This window comes from Kitasatospora sp. NE20-6 (assembly GCF_045862635.1).
This window is the reverse complement of sequence record NZ_BPRL01000006.1, coordinates 213,360-233,530: the sequence shown is the minus strand read 5'-3', so window position 1 is coordinate 233,530 and position 20,171 is coordinate 213,360. Positions and strand designations below refer to the sequence as shown.

At 75.4% G+C, this 20,171-nt stretch carries 22 protein-coding genes; 12 read left to right on the top strand and 10 right to left on the bottom strand.

Going from position 1 to position 20,171, the window contains the following annotated elements; genetic code table 11:
* Nucleotides 1–72 precede the first annotated feature (72 nt).
* Nucleotides 73–585 (top strand): DUF2199 domain-containing protein, encoded by a 513-nt coding sequence (locus SNE206_RS08015; protein ID WP_407912664.1) that lies wholly within the window; start codon nucleotides 73–75, stop codon nucleotides 583–585.
* Nucleotides 586–651: 66 nt separating this feature from the next.
* On the opposite strand, the gene SNE206_RS08010 is transcribed toward SNE206_RS08015, so the two are convergent.
* From SNE206_RS08010 to moaA, 3 genes are all read right to left on the bottom strand, one after another.
* On the bottom strand, nucleotides 652–1,218 hold the full coding sequence (locus SNE206_RS08010) for a hypothetical protein (protein WP_407912663.1): 567 nt from the start codon (nucleotides 1,216–1,218) through the stop codon (nucleotides 652–654).
* A 46-nt stretch (nucleotides 1,219–1,264) separates the two neighbouring features.
* Nucleotides 1,265–2,011 carry an HNH endonuclease family protein gene (locus tag SNE206_RS08005; protein WP_407912662.1) on the bottom strand — a complete coding sequence of 249 codons (747 nt, stop codon included), beginning with the start codon at nucleotides 2,009–2,011 and terminating at the stop codon, nucleotides 1,265–1,267.
* A 133-nt stretch (nucleotides 2,012–2,144) separates the two neighbouring features.
* Nucleotides 2,145–3,224: a GTP 3',8-cyclase MoaA gene (gene moaA, locus SNE206_RS08000; protein WP_407912661.1), complete on the bottom strand. Its 1,080-nt coding sequence runs from the start codon at nucleotides 3,222–3,224 to the stop codon at nucleotides 2,145–2,147.
* 146 nt (nucleotides 3,225–3,370) lie between these two features.
* On the opposite strand from moaA, the gene SNE206_RS07995 reads away from it, so the two are divergent.
* From SNE206_RS07995 to SNE206_RS07975, 5 genes are all read left to right on the top strand, one after another.
* A complete protein-coding gene (locus tag SNE206_RS07995) occupies nucleotides 3,371–4,021 on the top strand; it encodes an NTP transferase domain-containing protein (RefSeq protein ID WP_407912660.1) in 651 nt (216 codons plus the stop codon).
* Nucleotides 4,022–4,200: 179 nt separating this feature from the next.
* Nucleotides 4,201–5,019, top strand: a complete 819-nt coding sequence (locus SNE206_RS07990) for a hypothetical protein (RefSeq protein ID WP_407912659.1) — start codon at nucleotides 4,201–4,203, stop codon at nucleotides 5,017–5,019.
* 147 nt (nucleotides 5,020–5,166) lie between these two features.
* Nucleotides 5,167–5,967, top strand: a complete 801-nt coding sequence (locus SNE206_RS07985) for a hypothetical protein (protein WP_407912658.1) — start codon at nucleotides 5,167–5,169, stop codon at nucleotides 5,965–5,967.
* Nucleotides 5,968–6,118: 151 nt separating this feature from the next.
* Nucleotides 6,119–6,922, top strand: a complete 804-nt coding sequence (locus SNE206_RS07980; RefSeq protein ID WP_407912657.1) for a (2Fe-2S)-binding protein — start codon at nucleotides 6,119–6,121, stop codon at nucleotides 6,920–6,922.
* 136 nt (nucleotides 6,923–7,058) lie between these two features.
* Nucleotides 7,059–8,093 carry a DUF2637 domain-containing protein gene (locus SNE206_RS07975; protein WP_407912656.1) on the top strand — a complete coding sequence of 345 codons (1,035 nt, stop codon included), beginning with the start codon at nucleotides 7,059–7,061 and terminating at the stop codon, nucleotides 8,091–8,093.
* A gap of 106 nt (nucleotides 8,094–8,199) precedes the next feature.
* On the opposite strand, the gene SNE206_RS07970 is transcribed toward SNE206_RS07975, so the two are convergent.
* The 4 genes from SNE206_RS07970 to SNE206_RS07955 all read right to left on the bottom strand — a co-directional run bounded on the left by SNE206_RS07970 (nucleotide 8,200) and on the right by SNE206_RS07955 (nucleotide 13,027).
* A complete protein-coding gene (locus SNE206_RS07970) occupies nucleotides 8,200–10,419 on the bottom strand; it encodes a SpoIIE family protein phosphatase (protein WP_407912655.1) in 2,220 nt (739 codons plus the stop codon).
* Between the two features lie 225 nt (nucleotides 10,420–10,644).
* Entirely contained in the window at nucleotides 10,645–11,241 is a 597-nt protein-coding gene (locus SNE206_RS07965; protein WP_407912654.1) for an ATP-binding protein, read from the bottom strand.
* 221 nt (nucleotides 11,242–11,462) lie between these two features.
* The gene (locus SNE206_RS07960; protein WP_407912653.1) at nucleotides 11,463–11,927 is read right to left on the bottom strand and encodes a MarR family winged helix-turn-helix transcriptional regulator; all 465 of its coding nucleotides are present in this window, start codon (nucleotides 11,925–11,927) and stop codon (nucleotides 11,463–11,465) included.
* A gap of 122 nt (nucleotides 11,928–12,049) precedes the next feature.
* On the bottom strand, nucleotides 12,050–13,027 hold the full coding sequence (locus SNE206_RS07955) for a zinc-binding alcohol dehydrogenase family protein (protein ID WP_407912652.1): 978 nt from the start codon (nucleotides 13,025–13,027) through the stop codon (nucleotides 12,050–12,052).
* A 311-nt stretch (nucleotides 13,028–13,338) separates the two neighbouring features.
* Here SNE206_RS07955 and SNE206_RS07950 point away from each other — a divergent pair, with 311 nt between their 5' ends.
* From SNE206_RS07950 to SNE206_RS07940, 3 genes are read left to right on the top strand one after another with little or no spacing between them, the layout of a single operon-like run.
* Nucleotides 13,339–14,049 carry an urease subunit gamma gene (locus tag SNE206_RS07950; protein ID WP_407912651.1) on the top strand — a complete coding sequence of 237 codons (711 nt, stop codon included), beginning with the start codon at nucleotides 13,339–13,341 and terminating at the stop codon, nucleotides 14,047–14,049.
* Nucleotides 14,046–15,764, top strand: coding sequence for an urease subunit alpha (locus SNE206_RS07945; protein WP_407912650.1), 1,719 nt, complete (start codon nucleotides 14,046–14,048; stop codon nucleotides 15,762–15,764). The genes SNE206_RS07950 and SNE206_RS07945 overlap by 4 nt, the downstream gene beginning before the upstream one ends.
* 20 nt (nucleotides 15,765–15,784) lie before the next feature.
* A complete protein-coding gene (locus SNE206_RS07940; protein WP_407912649.1) occupies nucleotides 15,785–16,828 on the top strand; it encodes an agmatine/peptidylarginine deiminase in 1,044 nt (347 codons plus the stop codon).
* A 132-nt stretch (nucleotides 16,829–16,960) separates the two neighbouring features.
* Here the strand turns inward: SNE206_RS07940 and SNE206_RS07935 are convergent, their stop codons facing one another.
* The 3 genes from SNE206_RS07935 to SNE206_RS07925 are packed head-to-tail and all read right to left on the bottom strand — an operon-like array spanning nucleotide 16,961 to nucleotide 17,735.
* The gene (locus SNE206_RS07935; RefSeq protein ID WP_407912648.1) at nucleotides 16,961–17,239 is read right to left on the bottom strand and encodes a hypothetical protein; all 279 of its coding nucleotides are present in this window, start codon (nucleotides 17,237–17,239) and stop codon (nucleotides 16,961–16,963) included.
* Nucleotides 17,236–17,499 (bottom strand): hypothetical protein, encoded by a 264-nt coding sequence (locus SNE206_RS07930; protein WP_407912647.1) that lies wholly within the window; start codon nucleotides 17,497–17,499, stop codon nucleotides 17,236–17,238. The genes SNE206_RS07935 and SNE206_RS07930 overlap by 4 nt, the downstream gene beginning before the upstream one ends.
* A complete protein-coding gene (locus SNE206_RS07925) occupies nucleotides 17,493–17,735 on the bottom strand; it encodes a hypothetical protein (RefSeq protein WP_407912646.1) in 243 nt (80 codons plus the stop codon). The genes SNE206_RS07930 and SNE206_RS07925 overlap by 7 nt, the downstream gene beginning before the upstream one ends.
* Nucleotides 17,736–17,829: 94 nt before the next feature.
* On the opposite strand from SNE206_RS07925, the gene SNE206_RS07920 reads away from it, so the two are divergent.
* The 3 genes from SNE206_RS07920 (at nucleotide 17,830) to melC2 (ending at nucleotide 20,142) form a co-directional block, all read left to right on the top strand.
* Nucleotides 17,830–18,597 (top strand): GntR family transcriptional regulator, encoded by a 768-nt coding sequence (locus SNE206_RS07920; RefSeq protein WP_407912645.1) that lies wholly within the window; start codon nucleotides 17,830–17,832, stop codon nucleotides 18,595–18,597.
* A gap of 238 nt (nucleotides 18,598–18,835) precedes the next feature.
* Complete coding sequence (melC1, locus tag SNE206_RS07915) at nucleotides 18,836–19,252, top strand: apotyrosinase chaperone MelC1 (RefSeq protein WP_407912644.1); 417 nt, start codon at nucleotides 18,836–18,838, stop codon at nucleotides 19,250–19,252.
* A gap of 62 nt (nucleotides 19,253–19,314) precedes the next feature.
* Nucleotides 19,315–20,142, top strand: coding sequence for a tyrosinase MelC2 (gene melC2, locus SNE206_RS07910; protein WP_407912643.1), 828 nt, complete (start codon nucleotides 19,315–19,317; stop codon nucleotides 20,140–20,142).
* Nucleotides 20,143–20,171 lie beyond the last annotated feature (29 nt).

Sequence of the window (20,171 nt, the reverse complement as noted above, 5' to 3'; positions counted from 1 at the left end):
CCGGGGCCCGCCCGGACGTTCCGGGGGGGGTGGTCCGTGCGGGCGGACGGGCGGCGGCTAGGGTCCTCCCCCATGCCGACCGAAACGGGTTTCACCTGCACCTGCTGCGGTGAGTACCACCCCGAGACCCCGATGGACTTCGCCAGCCCCGCCCCGGCCTACTGGCTGCCCGGCGACGAGCACGACCCGGACAGCCTGCTGACCGACGACCAGTGCGTGATCAAGGGCGATTCGTTCTTCGTCCGCGCTCGCGTGGAGATCCCGGTCGTCGGCCGGGACACCGTCTTCACCTGGGGCGTCTGGGTCTCGCTGAGCGCACAGAACTACGCCCGGGCGGGCGAGCTGTGGGAGACGGCCGGCCGCGAGTCCGAGCCGCCGGTCTTCGGCTGGCTGTCGACCGAACTGCCCGTCTACACGCCCTCGACGGTGAACCTCCGGACCATGGTCCACACCCGCCCGGTCGGTGAGCGCCCGGTCGTCGAGATCGAGCCCACCGACCACCCGCTGGCCGTCGAGCAGCGCAACGGCATCACCATGGAGCGCGTCCGGGAGATCGCCGGGGCGCTGCTCCACCCGCAGGGCTGACTCCGCCCGCAGGACCGGCTCCGGCCGCCGGCACCGCACGGCACTGCACGGCCCCTGGTGGGCGGCTCAGCAGTACGCCACCGGGCGGCCGTGCCGCAGGGCGTACTGCGCGGCCCGCAGGTACAGCGCGACGTGGAAGGCGGCGTCGAGGTCGGTGCTCCACGGTGCGGTGCTCAGGGCGGCCAGGCGCTGTGCCCGGCCGTCCAGGAACCAGCCGGTCAGCACGAGCGGCCCGTGCGGGTCCGGGAGCTCGGCCGGGAGTCCGAGCACCGCGGCCAGCCGCTCCGCCGCGGCCAGCACCCGGGCCGCGGCGACGACCTCCGCCACGTCGTCGTACGCCGTCGCGAAGGGCAGCCGGACCTCCCCGGCCGGCGGCACGGGCACCATGACCGTCCACCCGCCCAGCGCCGCCCGCTCCCCCGCCGGGAGGTGCGCCCCGCAGAGCTCCGTGAAGCTGTCCATGGGCCGGCCGAGCTTCTCCTCGAAGGCCCAGCCCGGGCCGTCGCCCGGCTCGTAGGGCGGCAGGCCGGCCCGGGCCAGGGCGCCGTTCACCCCGGACGCGACGGCCCGCCATCCCCCCTCGTCCGCCGAGGACCAGTCCGCCGCGTCGAGGCCGTACAGGTAGACACCCATGCCCGGCACCGTACCGGCGGCCGCCGACACCGGTCCGGACGGGCCGTCAGGCGCACTGCTGCAGCATGGCCTTCTTGTCGGCAGGGGTCACCGGCAGGTCGTACTTGAGGGAGACCTGGGCGAAGCGCACGACGTAGGCGCAGCGTATCCGCGGGTCGGCGGGGAGCCAGGCGGCGGGACCGGAGTCTCCCTTGGAGGCGTTCTGCGAGCCGTCGGCGGGGACGAGGTTGAGCGGGTCGTTGGCGATGCGGACGCGCTTGGCCTTGTCCCAGCGGGACGCGCCCTGCTGCCAGTCGTAGGAGAGCGGCATGACGTGGTCTATCTGGATCTTCGACGCCTGGGTCTTCGTCCACTGCACGGTGCGACCGGTGTAGGGGTCGAAGATCGTCATCGCGGTGACCGTGCAGGCGGACCCCGCCTTGCGCTGCACCGCGCGGCCGTCGCGGGCGAGGAGGTCGTTGCGGGTGTCGCAGTCGTTGTGGCCGAGCGGGGTGCCGTCGACGTTGTCCGTCCACGCGGGGCCGAACTGGTCGCGGTCGTAGCCGGACCTGCTGCCGGCCTCGGCGGTCCGGACCCTGCCCACGACGTCGCGCCCGGCCTTGCGGTCGGCGGCGGAGGTGAGCGCACCGAGGCCCGGCCTGGTGCCGTCCGGGTTCTGCAGCGGGCTGGTGCCGGAGGCCGCGGCGCCGGAGCCGGAGCCGGAGGAGCCCGGGCCCGCCGGGCCGGAGGTGCAGGCGGTGAGCAGCAGCGGCAGGAGGAGGGCAGGCAGGACGGCGGTACGGCGGGCGCGCACGGGTTCTCCCCCGACGGTGGCTGGTGACGGCGCACCAGCAGAGCAGGGCGGCTCACCGCAGGTCAAGTGCCCGCGGACACCGCGGAACGGACGTAGCAGACATACACCACATGTCGGACTGTGCGGCTCCGGGTCAGCCGCCGATCGCGGACATCGGCCGGTCGGGCCGGACGAACTCCGCGGAGCCGATGGCGTGCCCGGGGCCCTTCCCGGCGAGAGCGGTGCGCCAGGCGGCCTCGATCCGGTCGTCGTCGGCGCCGGTGCGCAGCAGGGCCCGCAGGTCGGACTCCTCGGTGGCGAACAGGCAGGTGCGGAGCTGGCCGTCGGCGGTGAGCCGGACCCGGTCGCAGCCGCCGCAGAACGGCCGGGTGACGGAGGCGATGACGCCGACGACGGTGTCGGTCCCGGCGATGCACCAGTCCTCGGCGGGGGCGTTGCCCTCCCGGCCGGCGGGCACCAGGTCCCAGCGCCGGCCGAGGGTGTCGAGGATCTCGGCCGCGGTGATCATGCGGTCGCGCTCCCAGGCGCCCTGGGCGTCGAGCGGCATCGACTCGATGAACCGCATCCGGTAGCCGTGCTCGGCGGCGAACGCGACGAGGTCGCAGAGTTCGTCGTCGTTGACCCCGCGCACGGGCACGGCGTTGACCTTCACCGGAGTGAGGCCGGCCGCGCGGGCGGCGGCGAGGCCGTCGAGCACGTCGGCCAGCCGGTCGCGGCGGGTGAGGGCGGCGTAGCGGTCGGCCCGGAGGGTGTCGAGGCTGACGTTGACGCGGTGCAGGCCGGCGGCCCCGAGGGCGGCGGCGGTGCGGGCGAGGCCGATGCCGTTGGTGGTGAGGGAGAGTTCGGGGCCCACGGCGGCGAGGGCGGCGGTGAGGCCGGGCAGTCCGCGGCGGAGCAGGGGTTCGCCGCCGGTGAGGCGGACGGTGCGGATGCCGAGGCGGTGCACGGCGATCCGCACGAGCCGGACGAGTTCCGCGTCGGTGAGCACCTCGGCGCGGGGCAGCCAGTCGAGGCCCTCGGCGGGCATGCAGTAGGTGCAGCGCAGGTTGCAGCGGTCGGTGAGGGAGACCCTCAGGTCGGTGTGGATCCGGCCGAACCGGTCGGTCAGCGGCTCGGGGCCGCCGGGCCGGGCCGGGCCGCCGCGGTGCGGCGCCGCGTCGCGCTGCGGCGTCCCGTGGTGCGGTGTCCCGTGCCGCTCTGTCCTCCGTGCCATGCGCCCAGTAGCCATGCGCCCAGTAGAGGGGGCGCGCACCCCGTCCGGCCAGCGGCGGAAGCGCCGGTGCGCGCCCGCGGCCCGCGGCGCCGCGTTGTGCGATCGCACAGCTGTCGCTCCCGCGCGGGGGTCGGAAGACTGGGGGCATGACGGATCTGCGGGTGGCGGCGCTGGTGCTGGCGGCGGGCGGCGGCAGGCGGCTGGGCGGGCGCCCGAAGGCCCTCGTACGGCTGCGGGGCCGGCCCCTCCTGGAGGGGGCGCTGGCGGCCGTCCGGGCGGGCGGCTGCGCACCGGTGGTGGCGGTGCTGGGCGCGGAGGCCGGGCGGGTGCGGGCCGGGGCGGAGGCCGGAGACTGCGTGCTGGTGGAGAACCCGGCGTGGGAGAGCGGCATGGGCTCCTCGCTGCGGGCCGGGCTGGCGGCGGTGCCCGCGGACGTGTCGGGGGTGCTGGTGATGCTGGTCGACACGCCGGGGGTGACGGCGGAGGCGGTGGCGCGGCTGGTGGCGGCGCACCGGGCGGGCGGGGAGCTGGTGGCGGCCGCGTACGGCGGCCGGCGGGGGCATCCGGTGCTGATCGGCGCGCGGCACCTCGCCGAGGCGGCGGCCGGCGCCGAGGGGGATGCGGGGGCGCGCGCACTGCTCGCGGCGCACGCCCCCGAGGTGCTCCTCGTCGAGTGCGGCGACGTGGCCGTCGCGGACGACCTGGACACACCGGCCGATCTGGCCCGCTGGGCGGCCGGCGGACCGCAGGGTGTCCCCGGCGGCGCCCCTAACCCTCCCGCGGGAGAACACGGGTGACGGATCGTCAGGTCCGGTCGGCTCCGGCGCGCCCGTCGGCGGCCCGCACGGCCCGGCCGTCAGGTCGTACGCCCCCCATTCGACCCCGAGGTTTGCCGTAACCCGTTCCACCTGGTGCCCGGATCAGGGAGGATTGGACACGTACCCGCCCAGCCGACACCGAACGGACGGTGCCAGCCATGACCGCAGTGCCGCTGCCCGACGACTTCAGCGACCAGGCGCCCGGTCCGGTGCCCCCGGCGGGCGCGAGTGCCATCCGGTGCCCGGCCTGCCGCCGGGAGCACCTGTACGAGGCGCCGAGCCTGCCGTGCCCGTGCGGGGCGCAGCTGCGGGTGCCGCTGCTGCGCGGCGGCGTGCCGGTGCAGGTGCGGTTCAGGTCGTGGGAGGACTCCTGGCTGAGCATGCGGTGTCCGCACTGCGGCCGCAACGACCAGTGGCCGCAGCCGGAGTTCACGTGCAACTGCGGGGCGACGGTGCGGCTGCCGGTGGACAAGGCCCCGCGGCTCCCGGCCTCCGGGCCGATCGGCCACCCGACGGGCGGTGCGCGGCCGTACACGACGGCGGTGCCGCCGGAGTCGGTGCCGCAGCAGGGCTGGCACCGGCTGCTGCGGCCGCCGTTCCGTCCGCAGCCGGTGCACTCCCCGCAGGACGCGGTGGTGGCCGCGGCGCGCTACCTGCAGTGGCTGGGCTTCGACGACCTGGAGCTGACCGGCGGTCAGGACCGGGAGGCGGTGACGCTGCTCGGGGCGCGGATGGTGGCCCAGGTGGACTCGTTCACGGAGCCGGCGGACGTCAAGACGGTCGAGTGCCTGTGGATGCAGACCCTGCACAGCGAGGAGATGGCCGCGGCGCTGTTCACGACGGCCGGGTACTCGCACCAGGCGGTGGTGCGCGGCGAGCAGTTGCTGGTGGCGCTGTTCGCGCTGGACGCCGCGGGCATCCCGCAGCCCGCGAACGGCGCGGCCGAGGCGCTGATGGAGACCGGCTGGACCTCCTGACCCGGACCGCAGGCGGAGCGCCTCCCTCCGGATTTCCGTGACGCTCGTGATCTGGTGCACAAGCTCGCCCCCGTGTTGAATTGCCGCCACGGCGCACGCCCACGGGGAGGGCAGGTGTTGCCGGATGGCGCACACAAGGAGGTGGCGTTGTCGGAACGCGGAACGGCCCCGGGGGGCACGGCGGATGCCGTTTGGCGACTGCGGTCGCGCGGCTGCTGGCAGGAGGCCGCCGAACTGCTGCGGCCGAGCGCCGCGCGCGACCCCACCGCGGCCCTGGAGAGAGCCGAGCTCCTCATCGAGCAGTGCATGTTCACCGCCGCGCACTGGGCCGAGGCGGAGGCCGCGCTGCGCCTCGCCGAGGCCGGGGTGGTCGGCCCGGAGCAGCGCGCGGCCGCGGCGTGCGCGCGCGGGTTCCTCGCGTACGTGGCCAGCGTGCTGGGCCGTCGCGACCGGCTGGACGAGGCGCAGGCCGCGCTCGGCCGCACCTCGGCGCTGCTGCCGCCGGACGCGCCGGGCCGGCCGCTGCTCGACTTCCGGCGCGGGCTGGTCGCCGAGAACCTGCTGCACGACCCGGTGGCGGCCCGGGCCGCCTACCGGCGGGCGCACGCGGCCGCGCTGGAGCGCGGCGACGGGCTGCTCTGCTCGTACACCTGGCGGCACCTGGCCGGGCTGGCGCTCGCCTCGGGCGACCGGGAGCGGGCCCGCGAGGGCTTCCGGACGTCGCTGCGGCTGCGCGAGGAGCTGGGCTTCACGGTGGGCGTGGCGCCCGCGCTGGCCTCCCTGGCGGAGGTGAGCGGCCCGGCGGAGGCGTCGCGGCTGCGGGCCGAGGCGGCCCGGCTGGTGCAGGCGCTCGGCGGGGTGCCGGTCTGGCTGACGGCCCGTCTGCAGGTGCCCCCGCAGGGGCCGGCACCGGACGGCGCGCGCCTCGCCGGTGAGGGGGCCGGCTGAGCCCGCCGCTTTTCCGCCCCCTCCGGGCGGACCGTACACGGCCGAGTGGGATAAGGTAAGGCTAACCTGTCCGGGGAGAGCAGCGCCCCGGACAGGCCAGCCAACGCCGCCCGGGCTCCGCCGAGCCCCGTACCGCCTGCCGGGGTCCGCCATGACCGTGACGACCACCACCGGGGCCTCCCCCGTCGCGTCGCCCGCCGGGCCGCCGCCCGCGGCGAGCTACGAACGCCTGGCCGCCGCCCACCCCGCCCTGCGCATCCGCTGCGCGCCGCCCCGCACCGGCGACGGCTGGACGACCGGCGCCGCCCTCGCGGCCGACCCGGCGGCCCTGCGCGAGATGATCGACTTCGACGCCCGGGCCGGTGAGCGCGACTACGGCACCCCGCTGCGCCCGGACGTCGCGGCGGGCTTCAGCCTGCACCGCTACCTGTGGCCGGTGGCCCTGGCGTTCACGCTGCCCTGGTTCCTGGAGCGCCGGGTGCCCCGGCTCCCCGCGGACGCGGTCGCGATCCGCCGCGCGAGCGGCGAGCTGCGGGTGCAGCCCGTGGAGCTCACCGGCCTCCCGGACGACCCGCTCGCCGGCACCGGGCTGCTGCGCGTGGTCCCGGACGAGGCGGCGCTGCGCCGCACCCTGCTGGACGCCCTGACGGAGCACCTGACGCCGGTCGTCACGGCGTTCCGCCCGGCGGTGCAGCGCGGGCCCCGCACCCTCTGGGGGATGGCGACCGACGACGTGGTCGAGGGCCTCTGGTTCCTCGGCAGCCTGCTCGGCGAGGAGGACCGGGCCGTCGCCGAGCTGGCGGAGCTGCTGCCGGGCGACGGGCCGGCGCCGTTCGTCGGCGGGGCCGGTTTCCGGCGCACCGAGGAGATGCGTACACGCACTCGGGTGACCTGCTGCCTGTTCTACACGGTTCGCCCGGACGAGATGTGTTTCACCTGTCCGCGGAAGCAGTAAATGTGATGGGCATTTGATTCCCGGCGGATAATTCCCCCTCTCCGGTGCATTGACCGGAATCCGGTCATCACCCCCCGAATTCTCCGCCATGATGGTCCAGCCTTACCTACGCAGGAAAGCGAGGCTGGTTCAGGTCATGAGACTGTCCGACATACCGCTGGGCTGGGCCATGACGGGCGTGGCCGTCCTGGTCGTCCTCGCGGTGCTGGTGGCGTTCGCCCGGAGCCGGGCCACGGCCTCGGCGAACGGATCGGATTCCTGGGAACGCTCGGAGGAACGCCGCCGGCGCAAGGAATCCCTGTACGCGGGCGCCTCGTACACCCTGCTCTTCTGCTGCGCCGCCGTCGCGGCGGCCCTCTCCTTCCACGGGCTGGTCGGGTTCGGCGTCCAGAACCTCAACCTCTCCGGGGGCTGGGAGTACCTGGTGCCGTTCGGGCTCGACGGCGCAGCGATGTTCTGCTCGGTGCTGGCGGTGCGCGAGGCCAGCCACGGCGACGCCGCGCTCGGGTCGCGCCTGCTGGTCTGGCTGTTCGCCGGCGCCTCCGCGTGGTTCAACTGGGTGCACGCACCGCGCGGGCTCGGCCACGCCGGGGCGCCGCAGTTCTTCGCGGGGATGTCCCTCTCGGCCGCGGTGCTCTTCGACCGCGCGCTCAAGCAGACCCGCCGGGCCGCGCTCCGCGAACAGGGCCTGGTGCCCAGGCCGCTGCCGCAGATCCGGATCGTCCGCTGGCTGCGCGCCCCGCTGGAGACGTACGCCGCCTGGTCGCTGATGCTCCTGGAGGGCGTGCGCACGCTCGACGAGGCGGTGGAGGAGGTCCGGGACGACAAGCGGACCGCGACCGCCGACCGGGAACGGCGCCGGCTCGCCAACCGCCGCGAGCGCGCGGAGATCCGCGCCATCAACCGCCATCAGGGGGGCGGCTGGCGCCACCGCACGGCCGCCCGCCAGCTGGAGGCCGGGAGCGGCACGGAGCCCGTCATAGCCGGCGGACCCGCCGAGGGCCCGCCCGCGGACGGCCCGCCCGTCGAGGGCCCGCCCGCCGCACTGGGGCTGCCGGTGCGCCCGGCCCCGCGCACCGTCGACCTCACGCCCGACGACGACACCATCACCCTGCCGCGGCTGGACTCCCTGGAGCAGAAGCTCAAGGACCTGGAGCAGCAGTTCGGCTGATCCTCCGTGGGCCTGCGGCCGGACCGCGGGCCCACGGGCCGGCCGACCCGTGGGCCCGGCCAGGTGCGGCCCGGTCGGCTGCGGGCCCGGCCAGGTGCGGGCCCGGTCAGCTGTGGGCGGGTCCGTCCGTGTCCACGGAGAGTTCGAACCACATCCGCTTGCCGGAGCCGCGCGGCTCCACCCCCCAGCCGTCCGCCAGCGCCTCGACCAGCATCAGCCCGCGGCCCGACGAGGCCTGCTCGCCGGGGGTGCGCCGGGTCGGCCACAGGTCCGACTCGTCCTCGACCTCGACCCGCAGCCGGGCCCGGCCGCCGGTGCTCGGCAGGTGGTAGAGCCGCGCGGTGAACATCGCGTCCCGGTCGGTGTGCCGGATGGCGTTGGTGACGAGTTCGGAGGAGAGCAGCTCGGCGGTGTCGATCAGCTCCGGCACGCCCCAGCGGCGCAGCGCGTCGCGCAGTTCGCCGCGCAGCTCCGCGATCCGCGCCAGGTCGGCCTGGCCGATCCGGCGGCGCAGCTGCTGGGCGGCGCGGCCGCCCGAGGGGCCGTCCCAGCGCAGCAGGAGCAGCGCTATGTCGTCCTCGCGCTCGCTGGAGTCGGCGGCGCCCGCCGCGATCCGGTCGGCCAGTTCCTCCAGCGGTTCACGGGCGGACTCGTCGCGTGCGGCGAGCGGCCCGGCGACGGCCTCGCACAGCCGGGCGAAGCCGGTGTCGAGGTCCATGTCGCGGGCCTCCACGAGACCGTCGGTGCAGAGCACCACGGTCTCGCCCGGGTCGAGGCTGAAGCGGGTGACGCGGTACTCCTCGTCGGGCGCGACGCCGAGCGGCAGCCCGCCGGCGACCGGCAGGATGGACGCGGAGCCGTCGCCGCGGCGCACCACCGGGTCGAGGTGGCCTGCGCGGACGGCGTAGACCACGCCGTAGTCGACGTTGACCTCCGCGTAGGTGCAGGTCGCGAAGTGGTCGGTGTCGAGGTCGGCGAGGAAGCGGGAGGCCCGGGCCATCACGGCGGCGGGCGGGTGGCCCTCGGCCGCGTAGGCGCGCAGCGCGATCCGCAGCTGGCCCATGATGCCGGCCGCGTGCACGTCGTGGCCCTGCACGTCGCCGATGACCAGGCCGACGTGGCCGCCGGGCAGCGGCACGACGTCGTACCAGTCGCCGCCGATCTGCAGGCCGGAGCCGGCCGCGAGGTAGCGGACGGCGGTGGTGACGCCCGGCACCGAGGGCACCGCGCGGGGCAGCATGACGCGCTGCAGGCCCGCGGCGAGCTCGTGCTCGGCGTCGTGCAGCTGGGCGCGGGCCAGTGACTGCGCGACCAGGCCGCCGAGGGTGGAGAGCAGGGTGCGGTCGTCGGTGTCGAGCTCGCGGTCGTCGTCGAAGCTGACCGCGCACACGCCGATCGCCCGGCCGCTGACGACCAGCGGCAGGAACGCCCAGGCGCTGCGTCCGGTCTCGGCGCCGATGCCGGCCCACGCCTCCGGGTACCGGTCGCGGTACTCCTGCTGGTCGGCGATGAAGACGGCGGTGCGGGTGCGCACGGCGTGCGACATCGGGTGGTCCGCGGAGAGCGGCGAGCGGTCGAACTGGGCGATCTGCTCGCGGCGGTACCCGCTGGCGCCGAGGATCGCCAGGCGTCCGGCCTCCAGGGAGGCGAGCACCAGGCCGTCCGGCGGGAGGCCGGGCAGCGGCAGCTCGGTGAAGACCCGGGCGACGTCACGGACGGTCACGGCTTCGGAGAGCGCCCGGGCGGCCTCCTTGATGAACCGCGAGCGCTCCTCGCGCAGCGCGGCGAGTTCGCCGGCCTTCTCGCGCTTGTGCAGCTCGACGGTGGCGTCCCAGACGAAGCCGACCATGCGGGAGGCACGGCCGAAGGCGTCCGCGAGGACGCGGCCGCGGAAGCGCACGGCGTGCATCTGCCCGCCCGGGAAGACCGTGCGGTAGTAGGCGCCGCACTGGCCGAGCTCGGCGACGGCCCGTTCGACGCGGCGGCGCACCACCGGGGCGTCCTCGGGGTGCAGCAGGGCGAGGAACGAGCCGGAGCTGCGGTCGAAGCGGTCGCGGTCGAGGCCGAGGATGGCGCAGGCCCGGTGGTCGCCCTCCAGGATGTCGCGGCGGATGTCCCAGTCGAACGAGCCGATGCCGTTGGCGGCCATCGCGGGTTCGAGCCAGTCCGGGGTGGAGTCGCCGGCCCTGCCGGTCATGCCGTGTCCGGTGGCGGGCGCCGACAGGCCGGCGGTCGCGGTGCGCAGCGCGTGTCCGGCAGCGCTCCGGGTCGTCTGGGCCGGTGGAATGCGGCGCGCGGGCCCCTGCGGCTCGGGCTCTGTCGCCATGTTTCTCCTGCCGCTGCCATGCCATGCGGTCCGGGCGGACTGCGATAGCCGTGTCGTGATCGGGATCGGTGTGCAGGGGGGTGGCGGCCGGTCGGGAATCGGATCTGCCCGCCGGCGCCTGCGCACACATTCTCACTAGCCTCTCGTATGTTCGGCAAGGCGGCAATGCCGAAGGGCCGTCCGAGTGTCAACGAGGTGAAGAACACGTCATGGTTCGCACACGTTTCACGACGGTCCGAGCTCGAACCAGGTGACCTTGCCGTCCCCCCGCAGCTGTACTCCCCAGTCGTCCGCCAGGGCCTCGACCAGGAGGAGTCCGCGCCCGGAGGTCGCGTATTCGCCGGGGGTGCGGCGGCCGGGCACCCGGGCCGCGGCATCCCTGACCTCGATGCGCAGCCGCTGGTCGGGGGTGAGGACGGCGTCGAAGACCGCGCCGTGCCCGGTGTGGACGAGCGCGTTGGTGACCAGCTCGGAGGCGAGCAGCTCGGCCGTGTCCGCGAGCTCCGGCACCCCCCAGCGGTCGAGGGCGGCGCGCAGCCGCCGCCGGATCGCGCCGACGGCGACCAGGTCGGCCGGGTCGACCGCGGCGTGCAGCCTGTGATGCAGCGCACAGCCCGGTTCGTGCGCGGGGAGCCGTCCGGCCGCGGGCGCCTCCCGGGCCCGCTCCCCCGCCTCGGCGGCCGCCGGCCCGGCCGGACCCGCCGAACCTGCCGAATCCTCCGGATCGGACCGGCGTGCGGCGCCGGTGCCGCCGCCGTGCGCCCCGCGCCGCGGGCCGTTCGCGGCCGACCGCTGGCGCGGAAAACGTGCCTGACCATCCATCAAAACGCCCCCGCCCTGCTCGGGAACGCCCATCCGGTCCCCCTCCGGACGGCGTCCAGTCGTCGAACATCCTCATGCCCGTTCCGGAACGTCCCCAACAGTGCATCCCCGGCCACCCGGCGTGAAGCGGGGCTCGGGGCGGCGCCGTGATCCGTCCGGCGTACGCGAGGAGGTTTGGCGGCGAACCGCCCGCGCCCCGCGGGCGCCGTGGGCGGCCCGGGTCAGTCCTGCTGCAGGGCCCCGGTGGCGCGGCGGAGGAAGGCCCGGAACAGCTCCCGCTCCGGCCCGTCGAAGGCGTCCCACAGGGCGGCCTCGACGCCCACCGCGCGCACGTCCGCCTCCGCGAGGAGGGTGCGGCCCGCCTCGGTGAGGCGGGTGACGAGCACCTTGGCGTGCAGGTCCGAGGGGCTCCGACCGATCAGGGCCTTGCCCTCCAGGACGGCCAGCACACCGGCCATGGTCTGGGGCGTGACGGCGGCGCCGCGTGCCAGCTGGGCGCCGGACATGCCGTCGGGCCGCTCGGCGAGCTGGAGCAGCACCGCGTACTGCGGCACGGTGAGGCCCAGGCCGCGCAGGGCCTCGGCCTTGGCCGCCATCATGGCCTGTTCCGCGTGTTTGAGCTCCAGGCCCAGGCGCAGCCGGGCCCCCGCGGGGCCGGCCAGCAGCTCGGCGGGGTCGGCGGTCATGACACTCCTCGGCTGGCGGCGCGGTCCCGACCAGTATGGCCGGGGCCGGTCGCCCGCCCGTACGCGCCCGCCCGTACGCGCCGGGTGCGGACCGCTGCCGTCGCGGGGCGGGCGGTGCCCGGTCAGCCGGTGCGGAGCACGTACTTGGCGGTGGCGGTGCGCCCCTCCAGGCGGGCGTGGGCGGTGGCGACGCCGTCCCAGCCGATCTCCTCGACGTGCGGGCGCAGGGTGCCGTCGGCGACCAGACGCAGGCCCTCGGCGAGGTGGGCGCGGAAGAGGTCGGGGCGGCGGGAGAGGACGCCGCCCATGTTGTAGCCGGCGAGGGTGAAGCTGTCGTACCAGACCTCGTTCGCCGCGAGGGTGGTGTCGCGGTCGGCGGCGTTGCCGATGACGACGTGCCGGCCGAACACGGCGAGCAGCGGGCGGACGGCCCCGCGCAGTTCGCCGCCGACGGTGTCGATGACGGCGTCGAAGCCCTGTCCGCCGGTCAGTTCGGCGGTGCGGTCGGCGAGTTCGGCGTAGGTGAGGGTGTGGTGGTAGCCGTGGGCGGCGGCCGCGGCGGCGCGTTCGGGGGTGCCTGCGGCGCCGACGGTGAGGGCGGCGCCGTGGGCGGTGGCGAGACGGCCGAGGAGCGCGCCGAGGCCGCCGGCGGCGCCGAGCACGAGCACCCGGTCGCCGGGGCCGGTGCGGGCCGCGCCGCGCAGGGTGCCGACGGCGGTGGTGGCGTTGCAGGCGGTGGCGGCGGCGTGCAGCGGGTCGAGCCCGGCGAGCGGGCCGTCCAGGGCGACGGCGGTGGCGGCCGGGGTGGCGACCCGTTCGGCGTTGCCGCCGAAGCCGGTGGGGACGGCGGCGACGGGCTGGCCGACGCGCAGGCCGTGGACGCCCGCGCCGAGGGCGGCGACGGTGCCCGCGACCTCCAGGCCGGGCACGGCAGGCAGGGTGACCGGGAACTGCCCGCGGCGGAACATCACGTCGGCGAAGTGGATGCCGGCGTGGGTGACGTCGACGGTGATCTCGCCGGGGCCGGGGGCCGGGGCGGGAAGGTCGGCGAGTTCGAGGACCTCGGGCCCGCCGGTGCGGGTGTAGCGGACTGCGCGCATGGGGGTGCTCCTCGGGACGGCCCGGACGGCCGCCGCACGGACGGCCGTGCCCGTGCACGGGTGCCTCACGGACGGGCGCTTCATGCACGGACGCCTCTACGGGTGGGCGCTTCATGTATGGACACTGATGCATATCAGGGCCCTGACATAGATATATCAGGCCCCTGACACACGGCGCCACCCGCATCCCGCCCCGCCCGACGGGCAGCGCGCGCCCGGGCGAGCAACGCTGGACACGCAGGCCCCGGCCGGGTTCAATGGCCGAGGATGTTTGAACGACGTTCTAACCACGACCGGCCGAGCGAGGAACCGTGCGACTGACGCCCACCGAGCGGGACAGGCTGCTGATCTTCACGGCGGCCGAGCTGGCCCGCGCCCGCCGCGCCCGCGGCGTGAAGCTCAACGTGCCCGAGGCCACCGCGCTCATCGCCGACGCCGTCTGCGAGGCCGCCCGCGACGGCCGCCGCCTCGCCGAGGCCGTCGAGGCCGGACGAAGCGTCCTCACCGCCGACGACGTGCTGCCCGGCGTGCCGGACGTCGTCACCGTCGTGCAGGTCGAGGCCGTCTTCGACGACGGCACCCGGCTCGCCGTGGTCGACGACCCGTTCCGCGGCACCGGCTCACTCGGCGAGGACGCCCCCGGCGCCGCGCTCGCCGGGCCGGGCGAGGGCTACGACCCCGTCGAGGAGACCGTCGTGCTGCCCGTGCACAACACCGCCGCCGTACCCATCTCCGTCACCTCGCACTTCCACTTCTTCGAGGCCAACCCGCGGCTCGCCTTCGACCGGGCCGCCGCCTACGGCACCCACCTGGCCGTGCCCGCCGGCTCCTCGGTGCGGTTCGACCCCGGGGCGACCGTCGAGGTCGGCCTGGTGCCGATCGGCGGCGCCCGGGTCGCGATCGGCTTCGCCGGCCTGGTCGACGGTCCGCTGGACGCCCCCGGCGCCAAGGAGGCCGCACTGGAGAAGGCCCGCGCCACCGGCTACCTGACCGGCTTCGACGACTCGGAGGTCGACTCGTGAGCGCCATCACCCCGCACGACTACATCTCCGTGCACGGCGCCCGCGCGGGCGACCGCATCCGGCTCGGCGACAGCGGCCTGATCATCCGCGTGGAGTCCGACGCGCAGGAGCCCGGCAACGAGTTCCTCGCCGGCTTCGGCAAGACCGCCCGCGACGGCCTGCACCTGCAGGCCGTCGCCGTCCGCGACACCTGCGACGTCGTGATCAGCAACGTCGTCGTGATCGACGCCGTGCTCGGCATCCGCAAGACCTCGATCGGCATCCGCGAGGGCCGGATCGTCTCGGTCGGCCGCGCCGGCAACCCCGACACCATGGACGGCGTCGACGTCGTCGTCTCCACCGGCACCACGATCGTCTCCGGCGAAGGCATGATCGCCACCGCCGGCGCCATCGACACCCACGTCCACCTGCTCTCGCCGCGGATCATGGAGGCCTCGCTCGCCTCCGGCGTCACCACGATCATCGGCCAGGAGTTCGGCCCGGTCTGGGGCGTCGGCGTGAACTCCCCCTGGGCGCTGCGGCACGCCTTCAACGCCTTCGACGCCTGGCCGGTCAACATCGGCTTCCTCGGCCGGGGTTCCTCCTCCGAACCGGCCCCGCTGATCGAGGCGCTCGCCGAGGGCGGCGCCTCCGGGTTCAAGGTCCACGAGGACATGGGCGCCCACACCCGCGCCCTCGACACCGCCCTGCGCGTCGCCGAGGAGTACGACGTGCAGGTCGCCCTGCACACCGACGGCCTCAACGAGTGCCTCTCCGTCGAGGACACCCTGCGGGTGCTGGAGGGCCGCACCATCCACGCCTTCCACATCGAGGGCTGCGGCGGCGGACACGTGCCCAACGTGCTCAAGATGGCGGGCGTGGAGAACGTCATCGGCTCCTCCACCAACCCCACCCTGCCCTTCGGGCGCGACGCCCTCGGCGAGCACTTCGGCATGATCGTCTCCGCCCACGACCTCAAGGTCGACCTGCCCGGCGACGCCGCCATGGCCCGCGACCGCATCCGCGCCGGCACCATGGGCGCCGAGGACGTCCTGCACGACCTCGGCGTCATCGGCATCACCTCCTCCGACGCCCAGGGCATGGGCCGGGCCGGCGAGACCGTCCGCCGCACCTTCGCCCTCGCCGGCAAGATGAAGACCGAACTCGGCCCGCTCGACGGCGGATACGGCACCACCGAGAGCGGCGACGACAACGAGCGCGTCCTGCGCTACATCGCCAAACTCACCGTCAACCCCGCCATCGCCCACGGTCTCTCGCACGAGGTCGGCTCGATCGAGCCCGGCAAGCTCGCCGACATCGTGCTCTGGCGCCCCGACCACTTCGGTGCCAAGCCGCAGCTCGTCCTCAAGGCCGGCTTCCCCGCGTACGGCGTCACCGGCGACCCCAACGCCTCCACCGACCGCTGCGAACCCCTCGTCCTCGGACCGCAGTTCGGCGCGCACGGCGCGACCGCCGCCGACCTGTCCGTGGCCTTCGTCTCGCAGGCCGCCGCCGAGACCTCCTACCTCGACGTCGCGGGCGACCGGATGCCCACCCGCCGGCGGCGGGTCGGCGTCCGCAACACCCGCGGCATCGGCCCGCGCGACATGGTGCGCAACGCCCGCACCGGGCACGTGCAGGTCGAAGCCGACACCGGCCTGGTCTCGCTGGACGGCGCACCGCTGCGCTCCGAACCCGCCGACAGCGTCTCCCTGAGCCGCCTCTACTTCCTCTGACCGTTTAGGACTTCACGCAGATGACCAGCACCACGCCCGCCGCCGCCGGCTTCCGGATGCCCGCCGAGTGGCACCCCCACGAGCGCACCTGGATGGCCTTCCCGACCGCCAACCCGACCTTCGACGGCGCCGATCAGCTGCACGCCGCCCGCGAGGCGTGGGCCCGGGTCGCGAACACCGTCGTCCGGTACGAGCCGGTGACCCTCGTCGTCAACACCGGCGAGACGGCGGACGCCCGCGGGTACGTCTCCGCCGACGTCGAGATCGTCGAACGGCCGCTGGACGACGCCTGGATGCGCGACATCGGCCCGAGCTTCCTGATCGACGACGAGGGCGGCGTCGCCGCCACCGACTGGATCTTCAACGGCTGGGGCGCGCAGTCCTGGGCCCGCTGGGACGACGACCAGCACATCGCCGAGCACATCACCGGACTCACCGGCGTGCAGCGGTTCGCCTCCCGCCTGATCAACGAGGGCGGCGGCATCCACGTCGACGGCGAGGGCACCGTGCTCGTCACCGACACCGTGCAGCTCGGCGAGGGCCGCAACGCCGACTGGACGCGCGAGGAGGTCGAGGCCGAGCTGCACGCCCACCTCGGCACCACCAGGGCGATCTGGCTGCCCCGCGGACTCACCCGCGACTACGACGAGTTCGGCACCCGCGGGCACATCGACATCGTCGCCTCCTTCGTGCGCCCCGGCGTCGTCGTGGCACACGTCCAGCCCGACCCCTCGCACCCCGACCACGCGGTGTGCGAGGAACTCGTGGCGATCCTGCGCGCCTCCACCGACGCCCGCGGGCGGCAGCTGGAGGTCGTCGAACTCCCCGCCCCCACCGTCCTGGTGGACGAGGACGGCGAGCCCGTCGACTACTCGTACATCAACCACTACGTCGCCAACGGCGCGGTGATCCTCTGCGCCTTCGACGACCCGCGCGACGCCGAGGCCGCCGCGATCCTCGGCAAGGCCTACCCCGACCGCACGGTCGAACTCGTCGACGCCCGGGGCATCTTCGCCAACGGGGGCGGCGTCCACTGCATCACGCAGCAGCAGCCGAAGGGCTGACGCCGGAGCACGGGCGGGCAGACGGGCGGGGCCGGGCGGCCTCGCCCGCCTTCCCGTGCGCCCGCCCGTGCGCCCGCCCGTTCGTGCTCCGCACCGCCCCGCGTCCGGCCGCCGGTCGTCACGACGCCCCGGTCACCCCGCTCGCCCGGTCGCCCCGGAGCCGCGCCGTGGTGCCGGGCCGCACTGCCCGGCACCGCCCCGGAGCCGGGCCTGCGCGCGGACGCGGGCCTCGTACGCGGCGTTCTCGCGGTCGGCCCAGGCGCGGGCGAGCGAGGGGCGCGGGAACCAGTGCGAGTGCACCAGGCCGGGCTGCTCGACCCGCTTGCCGAGCAGGTGGTCCCAGACGCCGTGCCCGTCGCCCAGCGGCAGCGCGTACGGCTCGTAGCGGGGCCGGCCCGCACCGTCGGTCACCGGCTCCCCCGGCGCGTACGGACGAGGGCCGCCGCGACGGCGTCGAGGTAGTCGGCCCAGCAGTCGCCGGGCTCCGGACGGGTGCCGGCACCGCCGTGGCAGCGGTTGCAGCGGCCGCACCTGCGGTAGGGCGGCACGAGGTCCGGACCGGGGACCGGAACCGGCCGGGCGGGAGGCTCGGCCGGGTCGCCGGGCGGGTGGCCGGGCTCAGGGGCAGGTACGGGGGCGGCGGGTACGGGTGCGGGTGCGGGCGTCAGCACGGGTCCTCCTTGATCTCGGCCCAGACCTCGGTGCGGCCGGAGCCGTCCGTCGCGCCCCAGCGCGGCACGGACATGAGGGCGCGCAGCACCGCGGCCCACTGCTCGTCGGTGCACCGCTCCGGGATGGGAACGGTGATGCGGACAGTGCCGCGGGAGGTCGCAGTGGCGGTGGAGACCTCGCCGGTGGCTCGTTCGAGCGCTTCGCGTAGGGCGTTCGCACGCACGCTGACCTGCACCGCCACTTCCCTAATAACAGACTGGCACTGTACTAATAGACTAGGGCCAGACGGATACTCTGTCACCTCGCCGTCACACAGTGAGAGGACCGGGATGAGTCAGGACAGTGCGCCGCCCCCGTACCTCCGGGTGGCCGAGCAGCTCCGCCAGCGCATCCAGTCCGGCGAACTCGCACCCGGCGCCCTCCTGCCCTCCCTCGCCGAGATCCGCGAGGAGACCGGGTACTCCGGCACGGTCGGGCAGCGCGCGTACGCCGTGCTCGTCGACGAGGGCCTGGTCGTGGCCCGTCCCGGCCGCGGCCACTACGTCCGCTCGCAGGAGGAGCGGCCCCTCCTCGTACGCCGTCCTCGGGTCGCACCCGGCGGCGGCTCGCCGACCGAGGCCGTGCTCGCCGCGCAGGGCATCCACGCCCGGTGGGACAGCGAGTCCACCACCGCCCGCGCCGACCGGCGGATCGCCGACCGCCTCGGTATCACCGCCGGCGACCCGGTCATGCACACCTCGTACGTCTACCGCGCCGACGGCGAGCCCGTGCAGCTCGCCGACTCGTGGGAGCCGATGGCCGTCACCGGCGGCACCCTGATCGTGCTGCCGGAGGCCGGCCCGTACGCGGGCATCGGCGTCGCCGACCGCATGCGGCACATCGGCATCGAGGTCGGCATCCCCGTCGAGCGGGTGACGGCCCGCGGCGCCGCCCGCGCGGAGGCCGCCCTGCTCGGCGCCACCCCGGCCGCGCCGGTGCTCGCGATCGAGCGCACCTACTACGACCAGGCCACCGGCCGGGCCGTGGAGACCGCGGACGTCGTGCTGCTCGGCAGCCGCTGGGCCGCCGAGTACGGCACCCGGCCGCCGACCGCCTGACACCTCACCGGCCGGTCGCGCACCCGCCGCCCGGCCCGTCTCCCCGCGCCGCCGCGGCTGACCGCGGTCGGGTACCGGCCGGTGTCCGGATTCCGGCCCGCCGACCGGCCCCCGCTGATGGAGGGTTCCCCCGCCCGCACGGGCGTTGCGAGCATGACGGCACGGCCCCTGCATATGCCACAAGCGCATGCCAGGGCCGATCGACCGTCAGATCAGCTCCACCAGGGGGGAACCACCCATGTCCCGAACCGGTCACCGGACCGAGCTGACCCGCCGCCGGATGCTCCAGGGCTCCGGCATCGCCCTCACCGCCGCCGTCGGCGCCGGCGTCCTCGGGGCCGCCGGCCCCGGCGGCACACCCGCCGTCGCCGCGGGGACCGCCGCACCCGCCGCGCCCCGCACACCCGGGTCCTTCGACGAGACGTACCTCGGCCGCCGGCTCCAGGGCCGTCCCGCCACCGGCGCAGGGCACCACCACCACGACGGCCCCGCCTACCGCGTGCTCGTCGACGGCGCGGAACTCCACGTCATGCGCAACGCGGACGGCACCTGGATCAGCGTCGTCAACCACTACCAGCCGCACCGCACCCCACGGGACCTCGCCCGGGCCGCCGCCGTCGAACTGCACGGTGCCGCACTCGTCCCGCTCGCCTGACCGACCGCCACTCCCCCGCACCAACAGCACCCGAAAGCACCCGACAGCACCAGGAGACACCCATGGCGGTCCGCAGGAACCAGGCGGCCCTCACGGCCCCGGAGAAGCGCGCCTTCACCGACGCCGTCCTCGAACTCAAGCGCTCGGGGCGCTACGACGCCTACGTCAGCACCCACAACCGGTTCATCGTCGGCGACACCGACAACGGCCCGCGCACCGGCCACCGTTCGCCGTCCTTCCTGCCCTGGCACCGCAGGTTCCTGCTCGCGTTCGAACGCGACCTGCAGTCCGTCGACCCGCAGGTCACCCTGCCCTACTGGGACTGGACGGCGGACCGCACCACCACCGGCGGCCCCTGGGCGGACGACCTGCTCGGCGGCAACGGCCGGCCCGGCGACAACCGGGTCACCACCGGCCCGTTCGCCGCCTCCGGCGGCCGGTGGAGCATCACCGTACGGCCCGACAGCCGCGACTACCTCCGCCGCTCGCTCGGCACCGCCGTCGCCCAGCTCCCCGCCCGGGCCGAGGTCGAGTCGGTCCTCGCGGTGCCGACGTACGACGCCGCACCGTGGAACAGCACCTCCGCCGGCTTCCGCAACCAGCTGGAGGGCTGGCGCGGCGTCAACCTGCACAACCGGGTGCACGTCTGGGTGGGCGGCCTCATGGGCACCGGCATGTCGCCCAACGACCCGGTGTTCTGGCTGCACCACTGCTTCATCGACAAGCTGTGGGCCGAGTGGCAGCGCCGCCACCCCGGGCAGGGCTACCTGCCGACCGCGCCGACCCCCGACATCGTCTCCCTGCACACCACCATGAAGCCGTGGGACGACACGACGCCGGCCGACATGCTCGACCACACGGCGCACTACACGTACGACACCGCGTTCTGACCCCGGGGCGTGCGGCGGCCGGGGGCCGG

Coding starts and splice junctions, on each gene's coding strand:
- SNE206_RS08015 (WP_407912664.1), top strand. CDS start 73: ATGCCGACCGAAACGGGTTTCACCTGCACCTGCTGCGGTGAGTACCAC.
- SNE206_RS08010 (WP_407912663.1), bottom strand. CDS start 1,218: ATGGGTGTCTACCTGTACGGCCTCGACGCGGCGGACTGGTCCTCGGCG.
- moaA (WP_407912661.1), bottom strand. CDS start 3,224: ATGGCACGGAGGACAGAGCGGCACGGGACACCGCACCACGGGACGCCG.
- SNE206_RS07995 (WP_407912660.1), top strand. CDS start 3,371: ATGACGGATCTGCGGGTGGCGGCGCTGGTGCTGGCGGCGGGCGGCGGC.
- SNE206_RS07990 (WP_407912659.1), top strand. CDS start 4,201: ATGACCGCAGTGCCGCTGCCCGACGACTTCAGCGACCAGGCGCCCGGT.
- SNE206_RS07980 (WP_407912657.1), top strand. CDS start 6,119: ATGACCGTGACGACCACCACCGGGGCCTCCCCCGTCGCGTCGCCCGCC.
- SNE206_RS07975 (WP_407912656.1), top strand. CDS start 7,059: ATGAGACTGTCCGACATACCGCTGGGCTGGGCCATGACGGGCGTGGCC.
- SNE206_RS07970 (WP_407912655.1), bottom strand. CDS start 10,419: ATGGCGACAGAGCCCGAGCCGCAGGGGCCCGCGCGCCGCATTCCACCG.
- SNE206_RS07965 (WP_407912654.1), bottom strand. CDS start 11,241: ATGGATGGTCAGGCACGTTTTCCGCGCCAGCGGTCGGCCGCGAACGGC.
- SNE206_RS07960 (WP_407912653.1), bottom strand. CDS start 11,927: ATGACCGCCGACCCCGCCGAGCTGCTGGCCGGCCCCGCGGGGGCCCGG.
- SNE206_RS07955 (WP_407912652.1), bottom strand. CDS start 13,027: ATGCGCGCAGTCCGCTACACCCGCACCGGCGGGCCCGAGGTCCTCGAA.
- SNE206_RS07940 (WP_407912649.1), top strand. CDS start 15,785: ATGACCAGCACCACGCCCGCCGCCGCCGGCTTCCGGATGCCCGCCGAG.
- SNE206_RS07920 (WP_407912645.1), top strand. CDS start 17,830: ATGAGTCAGGACAGTGCGCCGCCCCCGTACCTCCGGGTGGCCGAGCAG.
- melC1 (WP_407912644.1), top strand. CDS start 18,836: ATGTCCCGAACCGGTCACCGGACCGAGCTGACCCGCCGCCGGATGCTC.
- melC2 (WP_407912643.1), top strand. CDS start 19,315: ATGGCGGTCCGCAGGAACCAGGCGGCCCTCACGGCCCCGGAGAAGCGC.